At 73.0% G+C, this 15,110-nt stretch carries 12 protein-coding genes and 2 pseudogenes; 8 read left to right on the top strand and 6 right to left on the bottom strand.

Annotated elements, in window-relative coordinates; translation table 11 throughout:
* Positions 1–100: 100 nt before the first annotated feature.
* From ACFFHU_RS00565 to ACFFHU_RS00555, 3 genes are all read right to left on the bottom strand, one after another.
* The gene (locus ACFFHU_RS00565; RefSeq protein WP_377334525.1) at positions 101–1,573 is read right to left on the bottom strand and encodes an alpha/beta hydrolase; all 1,473 of its coding nucleotides are present in this window, start codon (positions 1,571–1,573) and stop codon (positions 101–103) included.
* Positions 1,574–1,778: 205 nt separating this feature from the next.
* A complete protein-coding gene (locus ACFFHU_RS00560; RefSeq protein WP_377334523.1) occupies positions 1,779–2,678 on the bottom strand; it encodes a helix-turn-helix domain-containing protein in 900 nt (299 codons plus the stop codon).
* 114 nt (positions 2,679–2,792) lie between these two features.
* Positions 2,793–3,680 carry a hypothetical protein gene (locus tag ACFFHU_RS00555; protein ID WP_377334521.1) on the bottom strand — a complete coding sequence of 296 codons (888 nt, stop codon included), beginning with the start codon at positions 3,678–3,680 and terminating at the stop codon, positions 2,793–2,795.
* A gap of 200 nt (positions 3,681–3,880) precedes the next feature.
* Here ACFFHU_RS00555 and ACFFHU_RS00550 point away from each other — a divergent pair.
* From ACFFHU_RS00550 to ACFFHU_RS00515, 8 genes and pseudogenes are all read left to right on the top strand, one after another.
* Positions 3,881–4,255, top strand: a pseudogene (locus ACFFHU_RS00550) (transcription-repair coupling factor); the annotation flags it as partial.
* A gap of 63 nt (positions 4,256–4,318) precedes the next feature.
* A pseudogene (mfd, locus tag ACFFHU_RS00545) lies at positions 4,319–7,594 on the top strand (transcription-repair coupling factor); the annotation flags it as partial.
* Positions 7,595–7,718: 124 nt separating this feature from the next.
* Positions 7,719–8,495: a hypothetical protein gene (locus ACFFHU_RS00540; RefSeq protein WP_377334519.1), complete on the top strand. Its 777-nt coding sequence runs from the start codon at positions 7,719–7,721 to the stop codon at positions 8,493–8,495.
* Entirely contained in the window at positions 8,492–9,466 is a 975-nt protein-coding gene (locus ACFFHU_RS00535) for a nucleoside triphosphate pyrophosphohydrolase (protein ID WP_377334517.1), read from the top strand. The genes ACFFHU_RS00540 and ACFFHU_RS00535 overlap by 4 nt, the downstream gene beginning before the upstream one ends.
* 117 nt (positions 9,467–9,583) lie before the next feature.
* The gene (locus tag ACFFHU_RS00530) at positions 9,584–11,203 is read left to right on the top strand and encodes a DUF885 domain-containing protein (RefSeq protein ID WP_377334515.1); all 1,620 of its coding nucleotides are present in this window, start codon (positions 9,584–9,586) and stop codon (positions 11,201–11,203) included.
* A gap of 182 nt (positions 11,204–11,385) precedes the next feature.
* A complete protein-coding gene (locus ACFFHU_RS00525; protein WP_377334513.1) occupies positions 11,386–11,886 on the top strand; it encodes a DUF1877 family protein in 501 nt (166 codons plus the stop codon).
* Positions 11,887–12,096: 210 nt separating this feature from the next.
* A complete protein-coding gene (locus ACFFHU_RS00520; RefSeq protein WP_512699507.1) occupies positions 12,097–12,420 on the top strand; it encodes a hypothetical protein in 324 nt (107 codons plus the stop codon).
* A gap of 80 nt (positions 12,421–12,500) precedes the next feature.
* Entirely contained in the window at positions 12,501–12,908 is a 408-nt protein-coding gene (locus tag ACFFHU_RS00515) for a DUF805 domain-containing protein (RefSeq protein WP_377334509.1), read from the top strand.
* A gap of 161 nt (positions 12,909–13,069) precedes the next feature.
* Here ACFFHU_RS00515 and ACFFHU_RS00510 read toward each other — a convergent pair whose 3' ends face one another.
* The 3 genes from ACFFHU_RS00510 to ACFFHU_RS00500 all read right to left on the bottom strand — a co-directional run bounded on the left by ACFFHU_RS00510 (position 13,070) and on the right by ACFFHU_RS00500 (position 14,975).
* Positions 13,070–13,789, bottom strand: a complete 720-nt coding sequence (locus ACFFHU_RS00510; RefSeq protein WP_377334507.1) for a hypothetical protein — start codon at positions 13,787–13,789, stop codon at positions 13,070–13,072.
* A gap of 108 nt (positions 13,790–13,897) precedes the next feature.
* Positions 13,898–14,020 (bottom strand): hypothetical protein, encoded by a 123-nt coding sequence (locus tag ACFFHU_RS00505; protein ID WP_377334505.1) that lies wholly within the window; start codon positions 14,018–14,020, stop codon positions 13,898–13,900.
* A gap of 247 nt (positions 14,021–14,267) precedes the next feature.
* Positions 14,268–14,975: a hypothetical protein gene (locus ACFFHU_RS00500; protein WP_377334503.1), complete on the bottom strand. Its 708-nt coding sequence runs from the start codon at positions 14,973–14,975 to the stop codon at positions 14,268–14,270.
* Positions 14,976–15,110 lie beyond the last annotated feature (135 nt).

Raw genomic sequence — 15,110 nt, 5'->3', positions numbered from 1 at the left:
GCCCGGATCCTCGCAGCAAAGCCCATGATCGTCCCCCGGCGCTGCGTCCTCCGGCGCTGCGTCCCCCGGGGACGCGCCGCCCGGGGCCTTGGGTCGGGCGCTAGCGGGGCGGGCCGAGCAGGAACTCCCGGACGGCCCGGTCGCCGTCGGCGTTGCGGCCCTGGATGGAGTGGCCCATCCTGGCCACCACCACGAGCTGGCCGTGTGGCATCCGCGCCGCCTCGCGTTGCGCCCAGGGCAGCGGCGTGGACAGGTCCCGGTCGCCGTTGATCAGCAGCACCGGCATGGTCAGCGGGCGGCGCGGCGATGGCGCCGCCGGCCGGACCGGGGGCCAGTACCGGCAGGTCTGCGCGATGCCCTGCTCGCCGGCCGTGCGGGTCGGGAACGGCCACGTGTAGTCGGCCGGGATCCGGGCCACGGCCCGGTCCAGCGCCCGGCCGCGGACGGCCACCGGCGCCATCGGGCTGCCCCACGGTGGGTCGGCCAACTCGGCGCAGAACGTCGCCGCGTGCAGCCCGGAGCTGAACTGGCTGAACGGCGTGTTCTCGCCGCCCTGGAGATCCTCGATGGCCGACAGCAGCGGCCCCGGGGTGCCCTGCGCGGCCAGGTGCAGGAACAGCAGCTCCGGCCAGTAGCCGTCGCCGGTCAGCTTCGGGTCCACGATCGTGGCCGTGACCAGGAAATCGAAGATCCCGACCTCATTGCCGTACCGACCGATCACGTCGGCCAGTTCGGCCGCTGGGTCGTACCCGCAGGACTGCTCCTGGCAGGCCTGCCGCAGCACGTACCCGACCCGGTGCATGCTGTCCGCGTACAGGGTGGGCACGCCGTCGCTCGGCACCACCGAGTCCAGCACCATCCGGGCGACCCGGTCCGGGTGGCTGCGTCCGTACCGCTGGGCCACGAAGGTGCCGTACGAGATGCCGTCGAGGGTCCAGCGGGAGACCCCGAGGGCCCGGCGCAGGCTCTCCAGGTCGGCCACGGTGTCGGCGGTGGCGTAGTGGGCGCGGGGCGGGCCGAGCTGCCCGGCGCACTCCGTCACCGCATCCGGGGACGGCGGGGTGACGTCCGACGAGCCGACCTCGGCCTGCAGCCGTAGGCAGTCGATGCCGGCCGGACCGGTGCCCCGCTGATCGATCACCACGAGCCGGTAGTCGCTCAGCAGATAGCCGATCCGCGGGGTGATCCGCGGCAGCAGCCCGACCCCCGGCTGGCCGGGACCGCCGGTCAGGAACAGCAAGGTGCCGCGGGGCGCGGTCAGGTTGTCCGAGGCGGCGACCCGCAGTCGCAGCGAGCCCGGCAGATGCCCGGAGCGATCCAGCGGCACGGTGAGGTCGGCGCAGGTGAAGCCGGTGGCCTCGGCGCACGGCTGCGCGTCGCTGAGACCGGGCCGGCCCGCCAGCGGGAGGCCCGGAGGCGCGGTCGGGGCACCGGTCCGGCTGCTGACCAGGGTGGCGCCCCGGCCCGGGGTCCCGGCCACCGCGGCGGCCGGCGTGGCGGCGGTGATCAGGGCCAACGACCCCACCATGAGGGCCAACAGGCGCGATCTTCGCGCCCGTTGGCTGGTACGCATGGCGATCTCCTCTGACCGACGCGGGGATTCGATGTCTCGGTGGCTGCCCGGAACGCCGGAGCCGCGCCTCGGGTCCGCGCGGCTCCGGCCGTCGAGACCGGTCCGGACGCCGCTCGCCCCCGTCGTATCGTGCGGGCCCTCCGGTCAGCTCCCATGGTTGCGACCGGCCCTGGGCACGGTCTTGTACTTCCGTGCTCGATCCGAGTCAGCCCGGTGAGGAGGGGGTGAGCATCCGGCGCAGTCGGGCCGGCGGGTGCCCGAGTTGCCGCTGCAGGACCCGGCTGAGGTGGGCCTGGTCGGCGAAGTGGTGCCGGGCCGCCACATCCCGGAGCGACGACCCGTCCTCGGCAAGGCTGTCCAGCACGGCCCGCACCCGCAACTGGTTCCGGTGGGTGCTGATGCTCCGGCCGGTGACCCGGTGGAAGACCCGGCTGAGGTGGTGCGGCGAGGAGCCGACCTCGCGGGCCAGCGCCGTCAGGCTCAGCCCGAGACCGCCGCTGGCCAGCACCTCCCGGGTCCGGTTGACCAGCCGGCGGTGGTCGGACAGCGTCGCGTGCCGGCGGCCGGCCGCCCGGTCGACGTCGTCGTCCCGGTCCATGGCCCCGGCCGGGGTGCGCTTGATGACCGAGGTGAGTAGCCCGTGCAGCCGCTCGGCCAGCTCGAACTCGTCGATGCCGCGCCGGGCGTCGGCCAGCAGCAGCCGGTGGGCCAGCTCGAACCGGTCGTCGGCGGTGCCCTCACCGCCCGCGCGGTCCAACCACCAGTCCGCATCCGGCCGCCCGGCCAGCACCTCGGCCGGCACCTCCAGGCAGCTGTAGACATCCCCACAGCCGAGCGGGTGCGCCACCCACATCTCGTCGCCCGGGCGGGTCAGCAGCACCGAGGTGGCGTCGGCGAAGGTGACCCGACCGTTGAGCCGGCGGAGGTAGCCGCCGGAGCGGCCGAGCACCACCCGATACCCGAGGTCGGCCGCCGGCCCCGACCAGCCGGGTCCGTCGATCAGGCAGCGGACCTCGTAGAACAGCATCCCATCCGGCACGCCGAGGACCCGCCACTCGCCCTGGGAGGTCTCCCGCCTCGGGTCACACGCCTCTTCCTCGCACATGCCGCCTCCCCATCTCTCCCAGTAAGACACGGGGAAACCGGCCATTGGTTGTCGCGTGGCGTCGTCGGCCGGGGCCGGGGGAGACGCCCGCCGCCGGACGGCGGCGGTTGAACCTCAGCCGAGGACGTCGTCGATGGTGGCGGCGGTGGCGGCGCGGAGGAGCCAATCGTCGAGCTGCGCCCGATCCGTGCAGGCGAGGATCCGATCTCGGGCTTCGGCCGGCACGCGCACGCCGCGGCCGACGAGCAGGGTGAGCACCGCCCGGGCCTCACCGCGAGCTTCACCTCGAGCTTCGCCTGCCTGTTCGTGTTGGGCGGCAAGCTCGCGAAAGAGCTCGCTGTGGTATTCGTAGCCAACATCGGTGGTCATGAACGCCTCCCAACGGGCCCGGGCTGCCGTGGGCAGTCCGGCCAGCACAACGTCATAGTACAAGAATGCGGTCCTGGGGTTGAGCGAGCGCAGCGCTTCCATCAGGGCGGGGAAGGTCGCTTCAACCTGACTGTCGTGGCCGTGGCAGATGGCCGACAGCACGGTCAGCGCCGGGTTGGCGCGCGCCAGATCCGCGTCGACCACCAGCGGCACGTCGCTCGGCGTGAAGATCATCGGCCGTAACGTCAGGCACAGGCCGTCGAACTGGAACAGGTCGCGATAGCGGCGGGCGATCCGCAGGTCCGGACAGTAGACCAGCAGGGCCGCGTCGACATCCAGTTCGGCTTCGAGTTGGGCCACATACAGTTTCCACATCCGTCGCTTGCCGGAGTCCCAGCCGCGTTGGATCTCCAGCACCACCGTGAGCAGCGGCCGATCGGCTGGGTCGCAGAACAGCAGCATGCTGTCGGCGTGGTACGTACGTGGGACCAGCACCCGCACATCGGTGGCATGGGTACGGGCGTGGTGGTAGTCGGGGACCTTGACGTTGAAGAGGTTCGTCAGCAGCCAGGCCACCGGATTCGGATCCAGTTTGGCCAACGCCACCGCAGACTCGTGTTCCGCACTCGGCACGGATGGACACGTTACGCAGCGAAAGCGAAACCGAGCGTGATTACGTACCGGCGTGTCTGATCGTGGCAGCTCGGTGGGCGGCGCTCATCGCGGTCGTGCCCGGCCGCCCGGTACGACATGGCGATACTCTCGATGAGTAGCACCCCCGTCCCGTTGCGGATGAGGGGGATTTGTCGTGTTCTGGTGCAAAGGTTGTGATCATGACGTCGCTCGCCGGCCTGTTGACGGCGGCCCTGGCTGACCCTGCGCTGACCCGCGCCCGCGATCTCGCCCGCGGTGATTTCGACGTGGCCGACGGCCTGGACGTCACGGCCCCACCGGCGCTGCGGCCGTTCGTCGTGGCCGCCGCCGCGGCGGACGAGCAGTGGGGTGGCGCCGGTCGACCGGTGCTGGCCGTCACGGCCACCAGCCGGGAGGCCGACGATCTTGCCGCGGCGCTGGGCAGCCTGCTGCCGCCGGACCAGGTGGCCGTCTTCCCGTCCTGGGAGACGCTGCCGCACGAGCGGCTGTCCCCGCGGTCGGACACGGTCGGCCGGCGGCTCGCCGTGCTGCGCCGGCTGGCCCACCCGGAGGCCGATGTGCCGGTGGCCCGGCCGGACGGAGCGACCGGTCCGGGCGCCGAGGGCAACCCGGGCAGCGGCCCCGCCGGCCCGCTGCGGGTGGTGGTGGCGCCGGTCCGTTCGGTGCTGCAGCCGCAGCTGCGTGGGCTGGGTGACCTCGAGCCGATCCGGGTGGCGGCCGGCGTCGAGGCCGAGCTGGAGGCGGTGGCCCACCGGCTGATCGACATGGCGTACGCCCGGGTCGACCTGGTGACGAAGCGCGGCGAGTTCGCCGTCCGCGGCGGCATCCTGGACGTCTTCCCGCCCACCGACGAGCATCCGTCCCGGGTCGAGTTCTGGGGCGACGAGGTGGAGGAGATCCGCACCTTCGCCGTGGCCGACCAGCGGACCATCGAGCAGGTGCCCCAGCTGTGGGCGCCGCCCTGCCGGGAACTGCTGCTCACCCCGGCGGTCCGGGAGCGGGCCGCCGCGCTGGCGGGCGAGCACCCCGAGCTGGCCGAGATCCTGGACAAGCTGGCCGAGGGCATTCCGGTGGAGGGGATGGAGTCGCTGGCCCCGGCGCTGCTCGGCCCGGAGAGCCTGGAGCTGCTGCCGCACTGCATGCCCGCGGGCACCCACGTGCTGCTCTGCGACCCCGAGCGGATCCGCACCCGGGCGCACGACCTGCTCCGTACCTCGGAGGAGTTCCTGCAGGCCAGTTGGGCCGCCGCGGCGGTCGGCGGCGCGGCGCCGGTCGACCTCGGGGCCGCCGCCTTCCGCAGCCTGGGCGACGTCCGCGCGGCCGCGGCCACGCTGCGCCAGCCCTGGTGGTCGGTGTCGCCGTTCGGCCTGGCGGCCGCCGAGCCGGCGGTTGACCGCGAGCCGTGGCTGGACGACGACGAGGCCGTGCAGGTCACCCCCGACGAGGGCGTGGCGCTCACCCTCGGCGCCCAGGCGACCCCGCTCTACCACGGCGAGACCGGCCGGGTGGTGGACGACCTCAAGCGCTGGGCCGGCGAGGGCTGGCGGGTGGCCCTGGTGTTCGAGGGGCACGGGCCGGCGCAGCGGGCCGTCGAGGTGCTCCGGGACGCCGGACTCGGCGCGGCCACGACCGAGACCATCGAGTCGGCGCCGGCGCCGGGCGAGCTGGTGGTCACCTGTGGCCGCATCAACCACGGGTTCCTCGACCCGGCGAGCCGGCTGGCCGTGCTCACCGGTAACGACATCACCGGCGGCCGCGGCTCGTCGACCCGGGACATGCGCAAGATGCCGAGCCGGCGCCGCAACACCATCGACCCGCTGGAGCTGCGCGCCGGCGACTACGTGGTGCACGAGCAGCACGGCATCGGCCGCTACCAGGAACTCGTGCAGCGCACCGTGAACGGCGCCTCGCGGGAATACCTGGTCATCGAGTACGCCGCCAGCAAGCGCGGCCAGCCCGGCGACCGGCTGTTCGTCCCCACCGACCAGCTCGACCAGCTCTCCCGGTACGTCGGCGGCGAGCAGCCGACGCTGCACAAGATGGGCGGCTCGGACTGGCAGAAGTCCAAGGCCCGGGCCCGCAAGGCGGTCCGGGAGATCGCCGCGCAACTGATCCAGTTGTACGCCGCGCGCAAGGCGTCCCGGGGGCACTCGTTCGGCCCCGACACGCCCTGGCAGCGGGAGCTGGAGGACGCCTTCCCGTGGACCGAGACGCCCGACCAGCTGGCGGCGATCGAGGAGGTCAAGCGGGACATGGAGCAGTCGGTCCCAATGGACCGGCTGATCTGCGGCGACGTCGGATACGGCAAGACCGAGATCGCGGTACGGGCGGCCTTCAAGGCCGTGCAGGACGGCAAGCAGGTGGCGGTGCTCGTGCCCACCACGCTGCTCGCCCAGCAGCACTACAACACGTTCGCCGAGCGGATGGGCCAGTTCCCGGTGACCATCCGGCAGCTGTCCCGGTTCCAGACCCCCAAGGAGGCCGAGCAGACGCTCACCATGGCGGCCGAGGGCAGCGCCGACATCGTCATCGGCACCCACCGGCTGTTGCAGGCGGCCACCCGGTTCAAGTCCCTCGGCATGGTGGTGGTGGACGAGGAGCAGCGGTTCGGCGTCGAGCACAAGGAGCACCTGAAGACGCTGCGCGCCTCGGTGGACGTGCTGAGCATGTCGGCCACACCGATCCCGCGGACGCTGGAGATGGCGATCACCGGCATCCGGGAGATGTCCACGATCGCGACCCCGCCGGAGGAACGGCACCCGGTCCTCACGTTCGTCGGTGCGTACGACGACCGGCAGGTGGCCGCGGCCATCCACCGCGAGCTGCTGCGCGACGGCCAGGTCTTCTACCTGCACAACCGGGTGGAGTCGATCGAGAAGGCGGCGCGCCGGATCCGCGAGCTGGTCCCCGAGGCGCGGGTGGCGGTGGCGCACGGCCAGATGGGCGAGGAGGCCCTGGAGAAGGTCATGGTCGGCTTCTGGGAGAAGGAGTTCGACGTCCTGGTCTGCACCACGATCGTGGAGTCCGGCATCGACATCCCGAACGCCAACACGCTGATCGTCGAGCGCGCCGACCTGCTGGGCCTGGCCCAGCTGCACCAGATCCGCGGTCGGGTGGGCCGAGGCCGGGAGCGGGCGTACGCCTACTTCCTCTATCCCCCGGAGAAGCCGCTGACCGAGCACGCGCACGAGCGGCTGGCCACCATCGCCCAGCACACCGAGCTGGGCGCCGGGATGTACGTGGCCATGAAGGACCTGGAGATCCGCGGCGCCGGCAACCTGCTCGGCGGTGAACAGTCCGGGCACATCGAGGGCGTCGGCTTCGACCTGTACGTCCGGATGGTCGGCGAGGCGGTCCAGCAGTTCAAGGGCGAGCGGCCGGAGGAGGAAGCGGAAGTCAAGATCGATCTGCCCGTCGACGCGCACCTGCCGCACGACTACGTGAGCGTCGAGCGGCTCCGCCTGGAGATGTACCGCAAGCTGGCCGAGGCCCGCGACGTCGACCGGCTGCGCGAGGTCGTGGTCGAGATGACCGACCGGTACGGCGAGCCGCCGGCGCCGGTGCAGAACCTCGTGGCGGTGGCCCGGTTCCGGCTGCTGGCCCGCCGGTACGGGCTGACCGACGTCTCCGTGCAGGGCCGGCACGTGCGGTTCGGGCCGCTGCCGCTGCCGGACTCCAAGCAGCTGCGGCTCAAGCGGTACCACCCGGACGCGGTCTACAAGGCCGCCACCGACCAGGTGAGCGTGCCCCGGCCCAGCACCCGGCGGGTGGGCGGCGAGCCGCTGCGCGACCAGGCCCTGCTGGACTGGTGCGCCCAGCTCCTCAAAGACGTCCTCGGCGAGCCCGAGGAGCCCGCCGGGGTTGCGGGCCCCGCAGTGGCGAGCGGAAGGTGACGAGGCGAGCCCGAGGAGCCCGCCGGGGTTGCGGGCCCCGCAGTGGCGAGCGGAAGGTAACGCGGCGAGCCCAAGCCGGTGGCCGCTGTCACAGCCGGCGACCGGTCATGAGAGAGTGACCGCCATGCGTGCTCGTCCTGTCGCCTCCGCCGTCTCGCTCGCCCTGGTCGCCGTCGCCGCCCTCGGCGCCTGCGGCCGGTCCGAACCGGGCGTCGCGGCCTACGTCGGCGACGCCACGTACTCCACGGACCGGGTCGACCACATCTACACGGACGCCCAGTCGAAGTTCCACGACGCGGTGCAGGGGCAGATCGCCGCCCAGGCCGCCCAGTCGGGGGCGTCGCCGACGGTCGAGCCGCCGCGCTCGACGGTCACCCGGCAGGACGTGGTGGATCTGCTGGTCGGCATCGACCTGGGCAAGCGGGTCGCGGCCGAGAAGAAGATCCCCATCTCCGACCAGGTCACGGCCGAGCAGCTCGAGTCGGATATCCAGATGCCGGCGAGCGCCGAGTTCGCGAAGCTGTGGGGCGAGTGGATCGACATCTACGGCACGCTGAGCGAGAAGCTGCCGCCGGCCGAGCTGAGCGACCAGGCCGTGATGGCGATCTACCAGGCGCTGGTGAAGGTCGGCAAGATCCCGGGCGGGATGAGCGTGACCCAGGTGCGGCAGACGTTCGGTGACGGCGGCTTCGTCCGTACCACCACGGCGGTGAGCGCGGCGCTGGCCGACGAGGCCAAGCGGATCGGGGTGACGGTGAACCCGCGGTACCGGCCGCTCGGTGTGCCCGCCGTGGTGAGCACCGGCAGTGGCGTGATCCTCTACGAGCTGCCGTACGTGGACCAGGACGGTCCGGTGATCGACCTGGCCCCGTCGGCGGGGCCCAGCGCGCCGGCACAGTGAGCGCGCGTCCCCGGGTGGTCCTGCTGGTCACCTCGCCGCGGTTGCCGGCGGGCCTGCTGACCGCGTCGGCCTGGGACGCCGTACGCGCCGGGCCGGTGCTGGTCGCGGCCGAGGGCGCGCAGACCGCGGCCCTGCGCGCCGCGGGCGCGGAGGTCCGGATCGCCGGCGCCGAGCCGGTGCCCGAGCTGCTCGCGGCGGCGGCCGAACACGGCACGGCGGTGTGGCTGGCCGGGCCGGCCGGCGATGAGACGCTGGCCCGGGAACTCGGCCTGCGGCTGGCCCGGGAACCGGCGCTGGCCGAGCTGGAGCTGCTGTACGGCTCGTGGGACCCGCCCGGCGCCCGGCTGCTGGACGCGGTGACCGTGCTGGACCGGCTCGCCTCGCCCGGCGGGGATCCGTGGAAGCGGGCACAGACCCACGAGAGCCTCGCCCGGTTCCTGCTGGAGGAGGCGTACGAGGCGTACGACGCGATCCTCACCGGCGACCTGGCGGCGCTGCGGGACGAGCTGGGAGACGTGCTGCTCCAGGTGGTCCTGCACGCCCGGCTGGCCGAGGAGCTGCCGGAGAACCGGCGGTGGACCGTCGACGACGTGGCCGCCGGGCTGGTGGAGAAGATGATCCGGCGCAACCCGCACGTGTTCGCGGGCGCCGAGGTCGGCAGCATCGAGGAGATCACCGAGAACTGGGAGCGGATCAAGCGCACCGAGCGGCCGCGCCGGTCGGCGCTGGACGGGGTCGCCCCCAGCCAGCCGGCGCTGGCCCTGGCCGCGAAGTACCTCGACCGGGCGGCGCGCGCCGGGCTGGACGTACCGCTGCCGGAGCCGGCGCCCGACGACCCGCAGCGGCGGCTGGGCGCCGAGCTGCTCGCGGCGGTGGCCCGGGCCCGGTCGGCCGGCCTGGACCCCGAGTCGGCGCTACGGTCGGCGGCCCTCGGGTACGCCGACGCCATTCGCGCCGCCGAGGCCGGCTGACCCCGACCCCCGCCCCCGCGAACACCCGGCGTCCCCGGCGGCGGTCACCGGATCTGCTGCCGAATTCACCGTTTCGAGCGCCGTGAAGCCCATGATCGTCGGGGGTAGGGTGAGCGCATGCAGGAATTCGTGCCGCTCGCCGAGCGGATCGTGGACGCGCTGCTGGCCAGCCGGCCCGAGCTGGCGGCGGACGCCGGCGACCACCGGTTCGACGACCGGTTGCCGGACCTGTCCGGCGCCGCGGTGGCGGCCGACGCGGCCATGCTGGTGGACGCCGCCAACGCGCTGTCCGAGCTGGACGGCGAGCTGCTGGACCCGGCCGAGCGGGTCGACCACGCGGTGCTGTCGGCGCTGGTCGACCGCTACCTGTTCGAGGCCACCGAGGTGCGCGCGCCGGAGTGGGATCCGTTGGCGCACAACCCCGGCGTGCTGTTGCACGCGCTGATCGCCCGGCCGTTCGCGCCGGCCGATGTGCGACTGACCAGCCTGGCCGGCCGGCTCGGCGCGGTTCCCGACGCGCTGGCCACCGCGCGGGCCACCCTCGCCGACGTGCCGCGGATCCACCTGGAGACCGCGGCCGCGCAGTTCGCCGGCACCGCGGCGCTGGTCCGGGACGAGCTGCCCCGGCTGCTGGCCGAGGCGCCGGCGCTGCGGACCCGGGTCGAGCCGGCGGCCGAGACGGCCGCGCGGGAGCTGGACGGGTTCGCCGGCTGGCTGCGCGAGCGGCTGCGCTCCGACGACGGGCCGGGCCGGGACCCACGGTTCGGGCGCCGGCTCTGGGAGGCGCGGCTGTGGCACACCCTGGACACCGAGCTGTCCGCCGGGCAGGTCCTGGAGCTCGCCCGGACCAATCTGGACCGGGTGACCGAGGAGATCACCGCCGCGGCCGTCGAGCTGGTGGGCGGTCCGGCCACTCCGGAGACGGTACGCCGGGCACTGGCTCAGCTCGCGGAGCAGCGGCCGGACAACGGCACCATCGTCGAGCTGGCGAGGCGGACGCTCGTCGAAACCACCGACTTCGTCCGGGACCACGACCTCGTCTCGCTGGTCGACGATCCGTGCGTGGTCACCGAGATGCCGGAGTTCGCCCGCGGGGTGGCGGTGGCCTACTGCGACCCGCCGGGCCCGCTCGAGACGGCCCCGGTGCCGACCTTCTACTGCATCGCGCCCACCCCGGCGGACTGGTCGGCCGAACGGGTCGACTCGTTCTACCGGGAATACAACAACCACATGGTGCGGAACCTCACCGTGCACGAGGCCATGCCCGGGCACTTCCTCCAGCTCGCCCACTCCCGCCGCTACCGGGGCAGCAGCCGGGCCCGGCTGCTCGGGCACTCCGGGCCGTTCGTCGAGGGCTGGGCCGTGTACGCCGAGGAGCTGATGACCGACGCCGGCTTCGGCGGCCTGCCGATCCGGTTGCAGCAGCTCAAGATGCAGCTACGGATGACCATCAACGCGATCCTCGACCAGCTCGTGCATTGCGAGGACCTGCCCGAGGCCGAGGCCATGGCGCTGATGACCGAGCGCGGCTTCCAGGAGGAGGGCGAGGCGGCCGGCAAGTGGCGCCGGGCGCTGCTCACCGCCACGCAGCTCTCGACGTACTTCGTCGGCTACACCGAGGTGGCCGGGATCGCGGCCATGCGCCCGGCGGACGTGTCGGTCCGGCGGTGGCACGACCTGATGCTGTCGCACGGTTCACCGGCGCCCCGGCACGTCCGCGCCCTCCTGGGCGGCTAGGACTCGCCCGAGAGCCACCATTCGGCACGCCTACTGGAATGAGTGGTTGGAACTTCCTCCGGTCCCAACGGCTTCACGAGAGCGGTGGACCACAAGGAAACCACGGGTACGGGGCTGCGTGTTACGGTGCGCCCGCGGACTTCCAGCCGGGACGCTTGAGGACGCGGCGCCGTGGAGGGACAGTGGCGGCGGTTTCCCTGCGACTGCGGCAGGTGTCGCAGCAGGACCTGGATCGGGGCCTGGGGCACCTCGAGTCGGGCTTCGTGGCAACCCTGGACAACGAGGTGTATGACGCGGAGACATGCTCCGACCTGCTGTGCGATCTTGGTGAAAACTGGGAGTTCGTCCACTTGGCGGTAGCCGGGCAGCGCCATCAGGACGATGGGATCAGCGGTCTGCCGGTGCTCGGCGGGGAGCGGCTGGGGGAGGTTGGTCCTACGGACCGGGACCTGATCCTCAAGCTCACCACGGACGAGGTTGCCGCGGCTGCCGGTTTCCTGCGGGAAGCGGACGTGTCGGCCCTGATGACGGCGCATCGACCCCTCCTGGCCGAGCGCACCGGCGGGATTCTCCCGGACGTGTTCCTCAATATGATCGGCTCGCAGGTGGCGGATCTGCGGCGGTTCTACCTGTCGGCCGCCGAGGCGGGCCGAGCCGTTGTGAAGCGCTCGTACGCGCCCTGACAGAGCACGGCACGATCAGCCGTCGAATTGCTCCCAGATGAATCCGGGATAGCGCAGGGAACGCAGGGCGCAACGCTGCCGGGTTCCGGCGTAGACCTCGATGCGCACGTGTGCTGGGACTTCCTCACCCACACGGACGGCTGGCTGCGCGGGGCCCTCGGTCTCGACTTTCACGCGGCCACCGGGCTGTACTGGTGGACGGTAGCCGACGTGAGCAGCACGATCATCGGTGGGCTGGTCGCGGTCTGGCTTGCCGGGCGTGCGGCGCTGCGGACAGCGGTCGACGAGCCGATTCCGGTTCCGGGACGGGACCGCTCGGCTGTGTTCTGGTCATCCGCCGGCGTTGGCGCAGCCGTTGGCCTTGGGGGAGTGCGATTCCTGCCAGCGGCAGGGGACATCGCGGCCTTGGGCGTACGCCTGTTGCATCTGCTCGCACTTGTTCTGTTGGTTGGCGCGCTATGCGCGAGGGCTTGGTTTGGCAACTCCGGCAAGGAATGCCGGCAAATCTTGGCTTCCGCCACAACGGCCAATTGACCGGCCGTCGGCGGTCTGGTGGGCTTTGACGCAGTCGGCCCCCTTGCGGGCCTCAATCCCGAATTCTCTTGGAGATAGCCATGTCACCCCTTGACGCGATCAGATCCGCCCTCACCCAGTACGCCGGCTTCAGCGGTCGGGCCCGCCGGTCGGAATACTGGTGGTTCTTCCTGTTCACGGCAGTCGTCGGCATCATCGCGGGCCTCCTCGACGACGTCTTCGGCACCAACTTCGGGTCGCGGCCGGGGTCCAGCGGCGTCATCAGCCTGATCGTCACGCTGGCCCTGCTGCTGCCGGGCCTGGCCGTCGGCGTGCGGCGGCTGCACGACACCAACCGCTCGGGCTGGTGGATCCTGATCGGCCTCATCCCACTGGTGGGCGGCATCGTCCTGCTCGTGTTCTTCATCCTCGACGGCACGCGGGGCAGCAACCAGTACGGTCCCGATCCCAAGGGCGCTCCGGAGGTCACGGCCCCGAGCCTGGCCTGAACCGGCTCCATCGATCACGGGGGCCGGCCGGGCGGTGTCTCGGCCGGCCAGCCGCCCTTCGGCCGGAGCGCCGGCCAGCCGCCCTTCGGCCGGAGCGATCGTGGCCGCTGAACAACCAGCCAGCGCCGTCCGCAGCGAAGGTGCAGGAAGAGCGAGGTAGGTCAGGCGGCCCGCTCCGGCCCCGTACCGGCGTCGCCGACATTGGGCGGACGCTTGGCGTCCGGTGAACGGACCAGGCTGTGCAGCGCCGCGTTCGGCGGCCGTGCCGAGTTGGGCGGCGTCGCGGACCTGGGCGGCGGTGTCCCGTTCGGCCGCCGCGGGCCGCGCCGGTGAGAACCGCCGTCGACCGACAGGTGGATCGAGGAGAGCACCTGCCGGACGGCCGAAGGGGGCGTCCCCTCGGTGGACACCCGCAGCAGCTCGTCCACGAAACCCAGCTTCAATTCGGTGGGAGCGTCCCGCAGGGCCCGCAGCGCGAAGCCGAGCTGGGGAGATCCGGCCGGCTGGTCCAGAGCCCAGCAGAGCACCGCCGCGGCGTCCGGCCCGGAGAACAGGTTGTGGCAGGCCTCGGCGTACGCCTCGTCGGCCGCCCGGATCCGGCTCCACGCGTCGAGCGCGGCCGCCGGGTCGGCGGCCGATCGCACCAGCGCCACGAAGGCCGGCCGACCGGCCAGCCGCAGCCGGCCGTCGGCGGTGCGGCCCAGGACGACCGCGGGCAGCACCGCACCGACGGGCGGCAGCTCGTCCAGCGGCGCGTCCTCGACGGGGACCCGCTCCAGCACGGCCTCGTCGCCGCCATGGGTCAACCGCGCGAGCAGGCCGAGCGGGTGATGTCCGGTCACCACGCATTCGACCACCGAATATCGGGCCGGTTCCGGCATGCTTCCCCCACAGATTCTCTATCGGTCGGGCGGCCAGGCCGGCGACGCCCGCGCCGGACCAGAAAGCGGTCGGGGCCGGACCGCTCCCGCCCGGCCCCGACCGCGGTATCAGGACGGCTGGCGAACGGGCCCGCGCAGCCGGAACGTCCCGTCGCGGTCCCACTGCGCGACGGGGGTGGTGACGGACGGGCCGGGCCCGGTCACCGTGGTGGCGAACAACGATCGACGCACGGGACCTCCCGACTCAGCCTGTGGTGAAACCTGCCCGCCGGGCGATTCTTACCGTCGTTCTCGGCCGGGGCAATGCAGCGATTTGACGGCCGTTCGCATTACGCGGACACCCCGGGGACGGCGGGCGAGAAAGGTCACCCGATGGCTTCGCGACCCATCGAAGGGTGTGGTCGCCGCTCCTAGCCTAAGCCCGACCGGAGCACGGGGGTGATGGTCGCATGGTGGTTGAGGGGGCCCGGCCCGGGTGTCAGCGGCCACCGGGTCGCCGGTCGCGCACCTCGGCGCCCGCCGGCAGGTCGAAGGCGCCCCCGTCGACACCGGCACGATAGCTGCTCAACGCCGTCTCCCGCGGTCGGCCGTCGAGCACCCCGGTGAAGCTGCCGAGGACCCCGTCGCTGGTGACGCAGGCTTTGAAGGCGGCCGTGGCGGCGTTCGCCAGCTGCCGGACGGCCACGCAGGAGCCGTGCCGGCCGGCGACCGTGGTGTCCCGCTGCTCCACGACCGCATCCTGGTCCAGCGCGGTGGCCGTGAGCAGCGAGATCACCACCGGCGGCGTGACCAGGCCGGCCCGGCTGGCCGCGGCCAGGGCCGTCGCGGGCGGCGGCTCCGTCGGCCCCGGCGGCGGATCGAGGGTGCAGGTCGGCCGGGGCCCGCTGGTCACGCAGCGGGCCAGCGCGTCCGCGCCGACCATGGTCATCCCACCGGGATACCGGTACGCGGCCCGGCGCGGGCCCGGAGTCTGGGAGATCGTGCCCCGGCCGCCGCCCGGCAGGGCGTACTCGGCCGAGTACGCCAGCCCGGCCGCCGCCTCCAGCCGGCCGGCCAGGTCGTTCACCAGGTCCGTCCGCGGCAGCGTGCGCTCCGGGTCGTCCAGCGACTCGCAGCCGCCCAGCAGCACCGTGGTGGCGATCGCGCCGGCCAGGACGCGGGTCAACGGGCCGGTATCCGAGCGCATACCGGCCAGCCTGGCCGATCGCCGCGGCCGCGCGCAATCCGGTTACCGCGCCGGCCGAGGTCCGGCAGGTGGACGGGTCTGCCGGGCACCGCCCGGACGGCCGACCGGAAGGCGATACGCTGCGGGCGTTGCCTC

It is taken from the genome of Plantactinospora siamensis (genome assembly GCF_042434095.1).
Taxonomy (GTDB): Bacteria; Actinomycetota; Actinomycetes; order Mycobacteriales; family Micromonosporaceae; genus KBS50.
The sequence above is the reverse complement of the archived record's forward strand: the minus strand, read 5'-3'. Positions and strand labels throughout refer to the sequence as shown.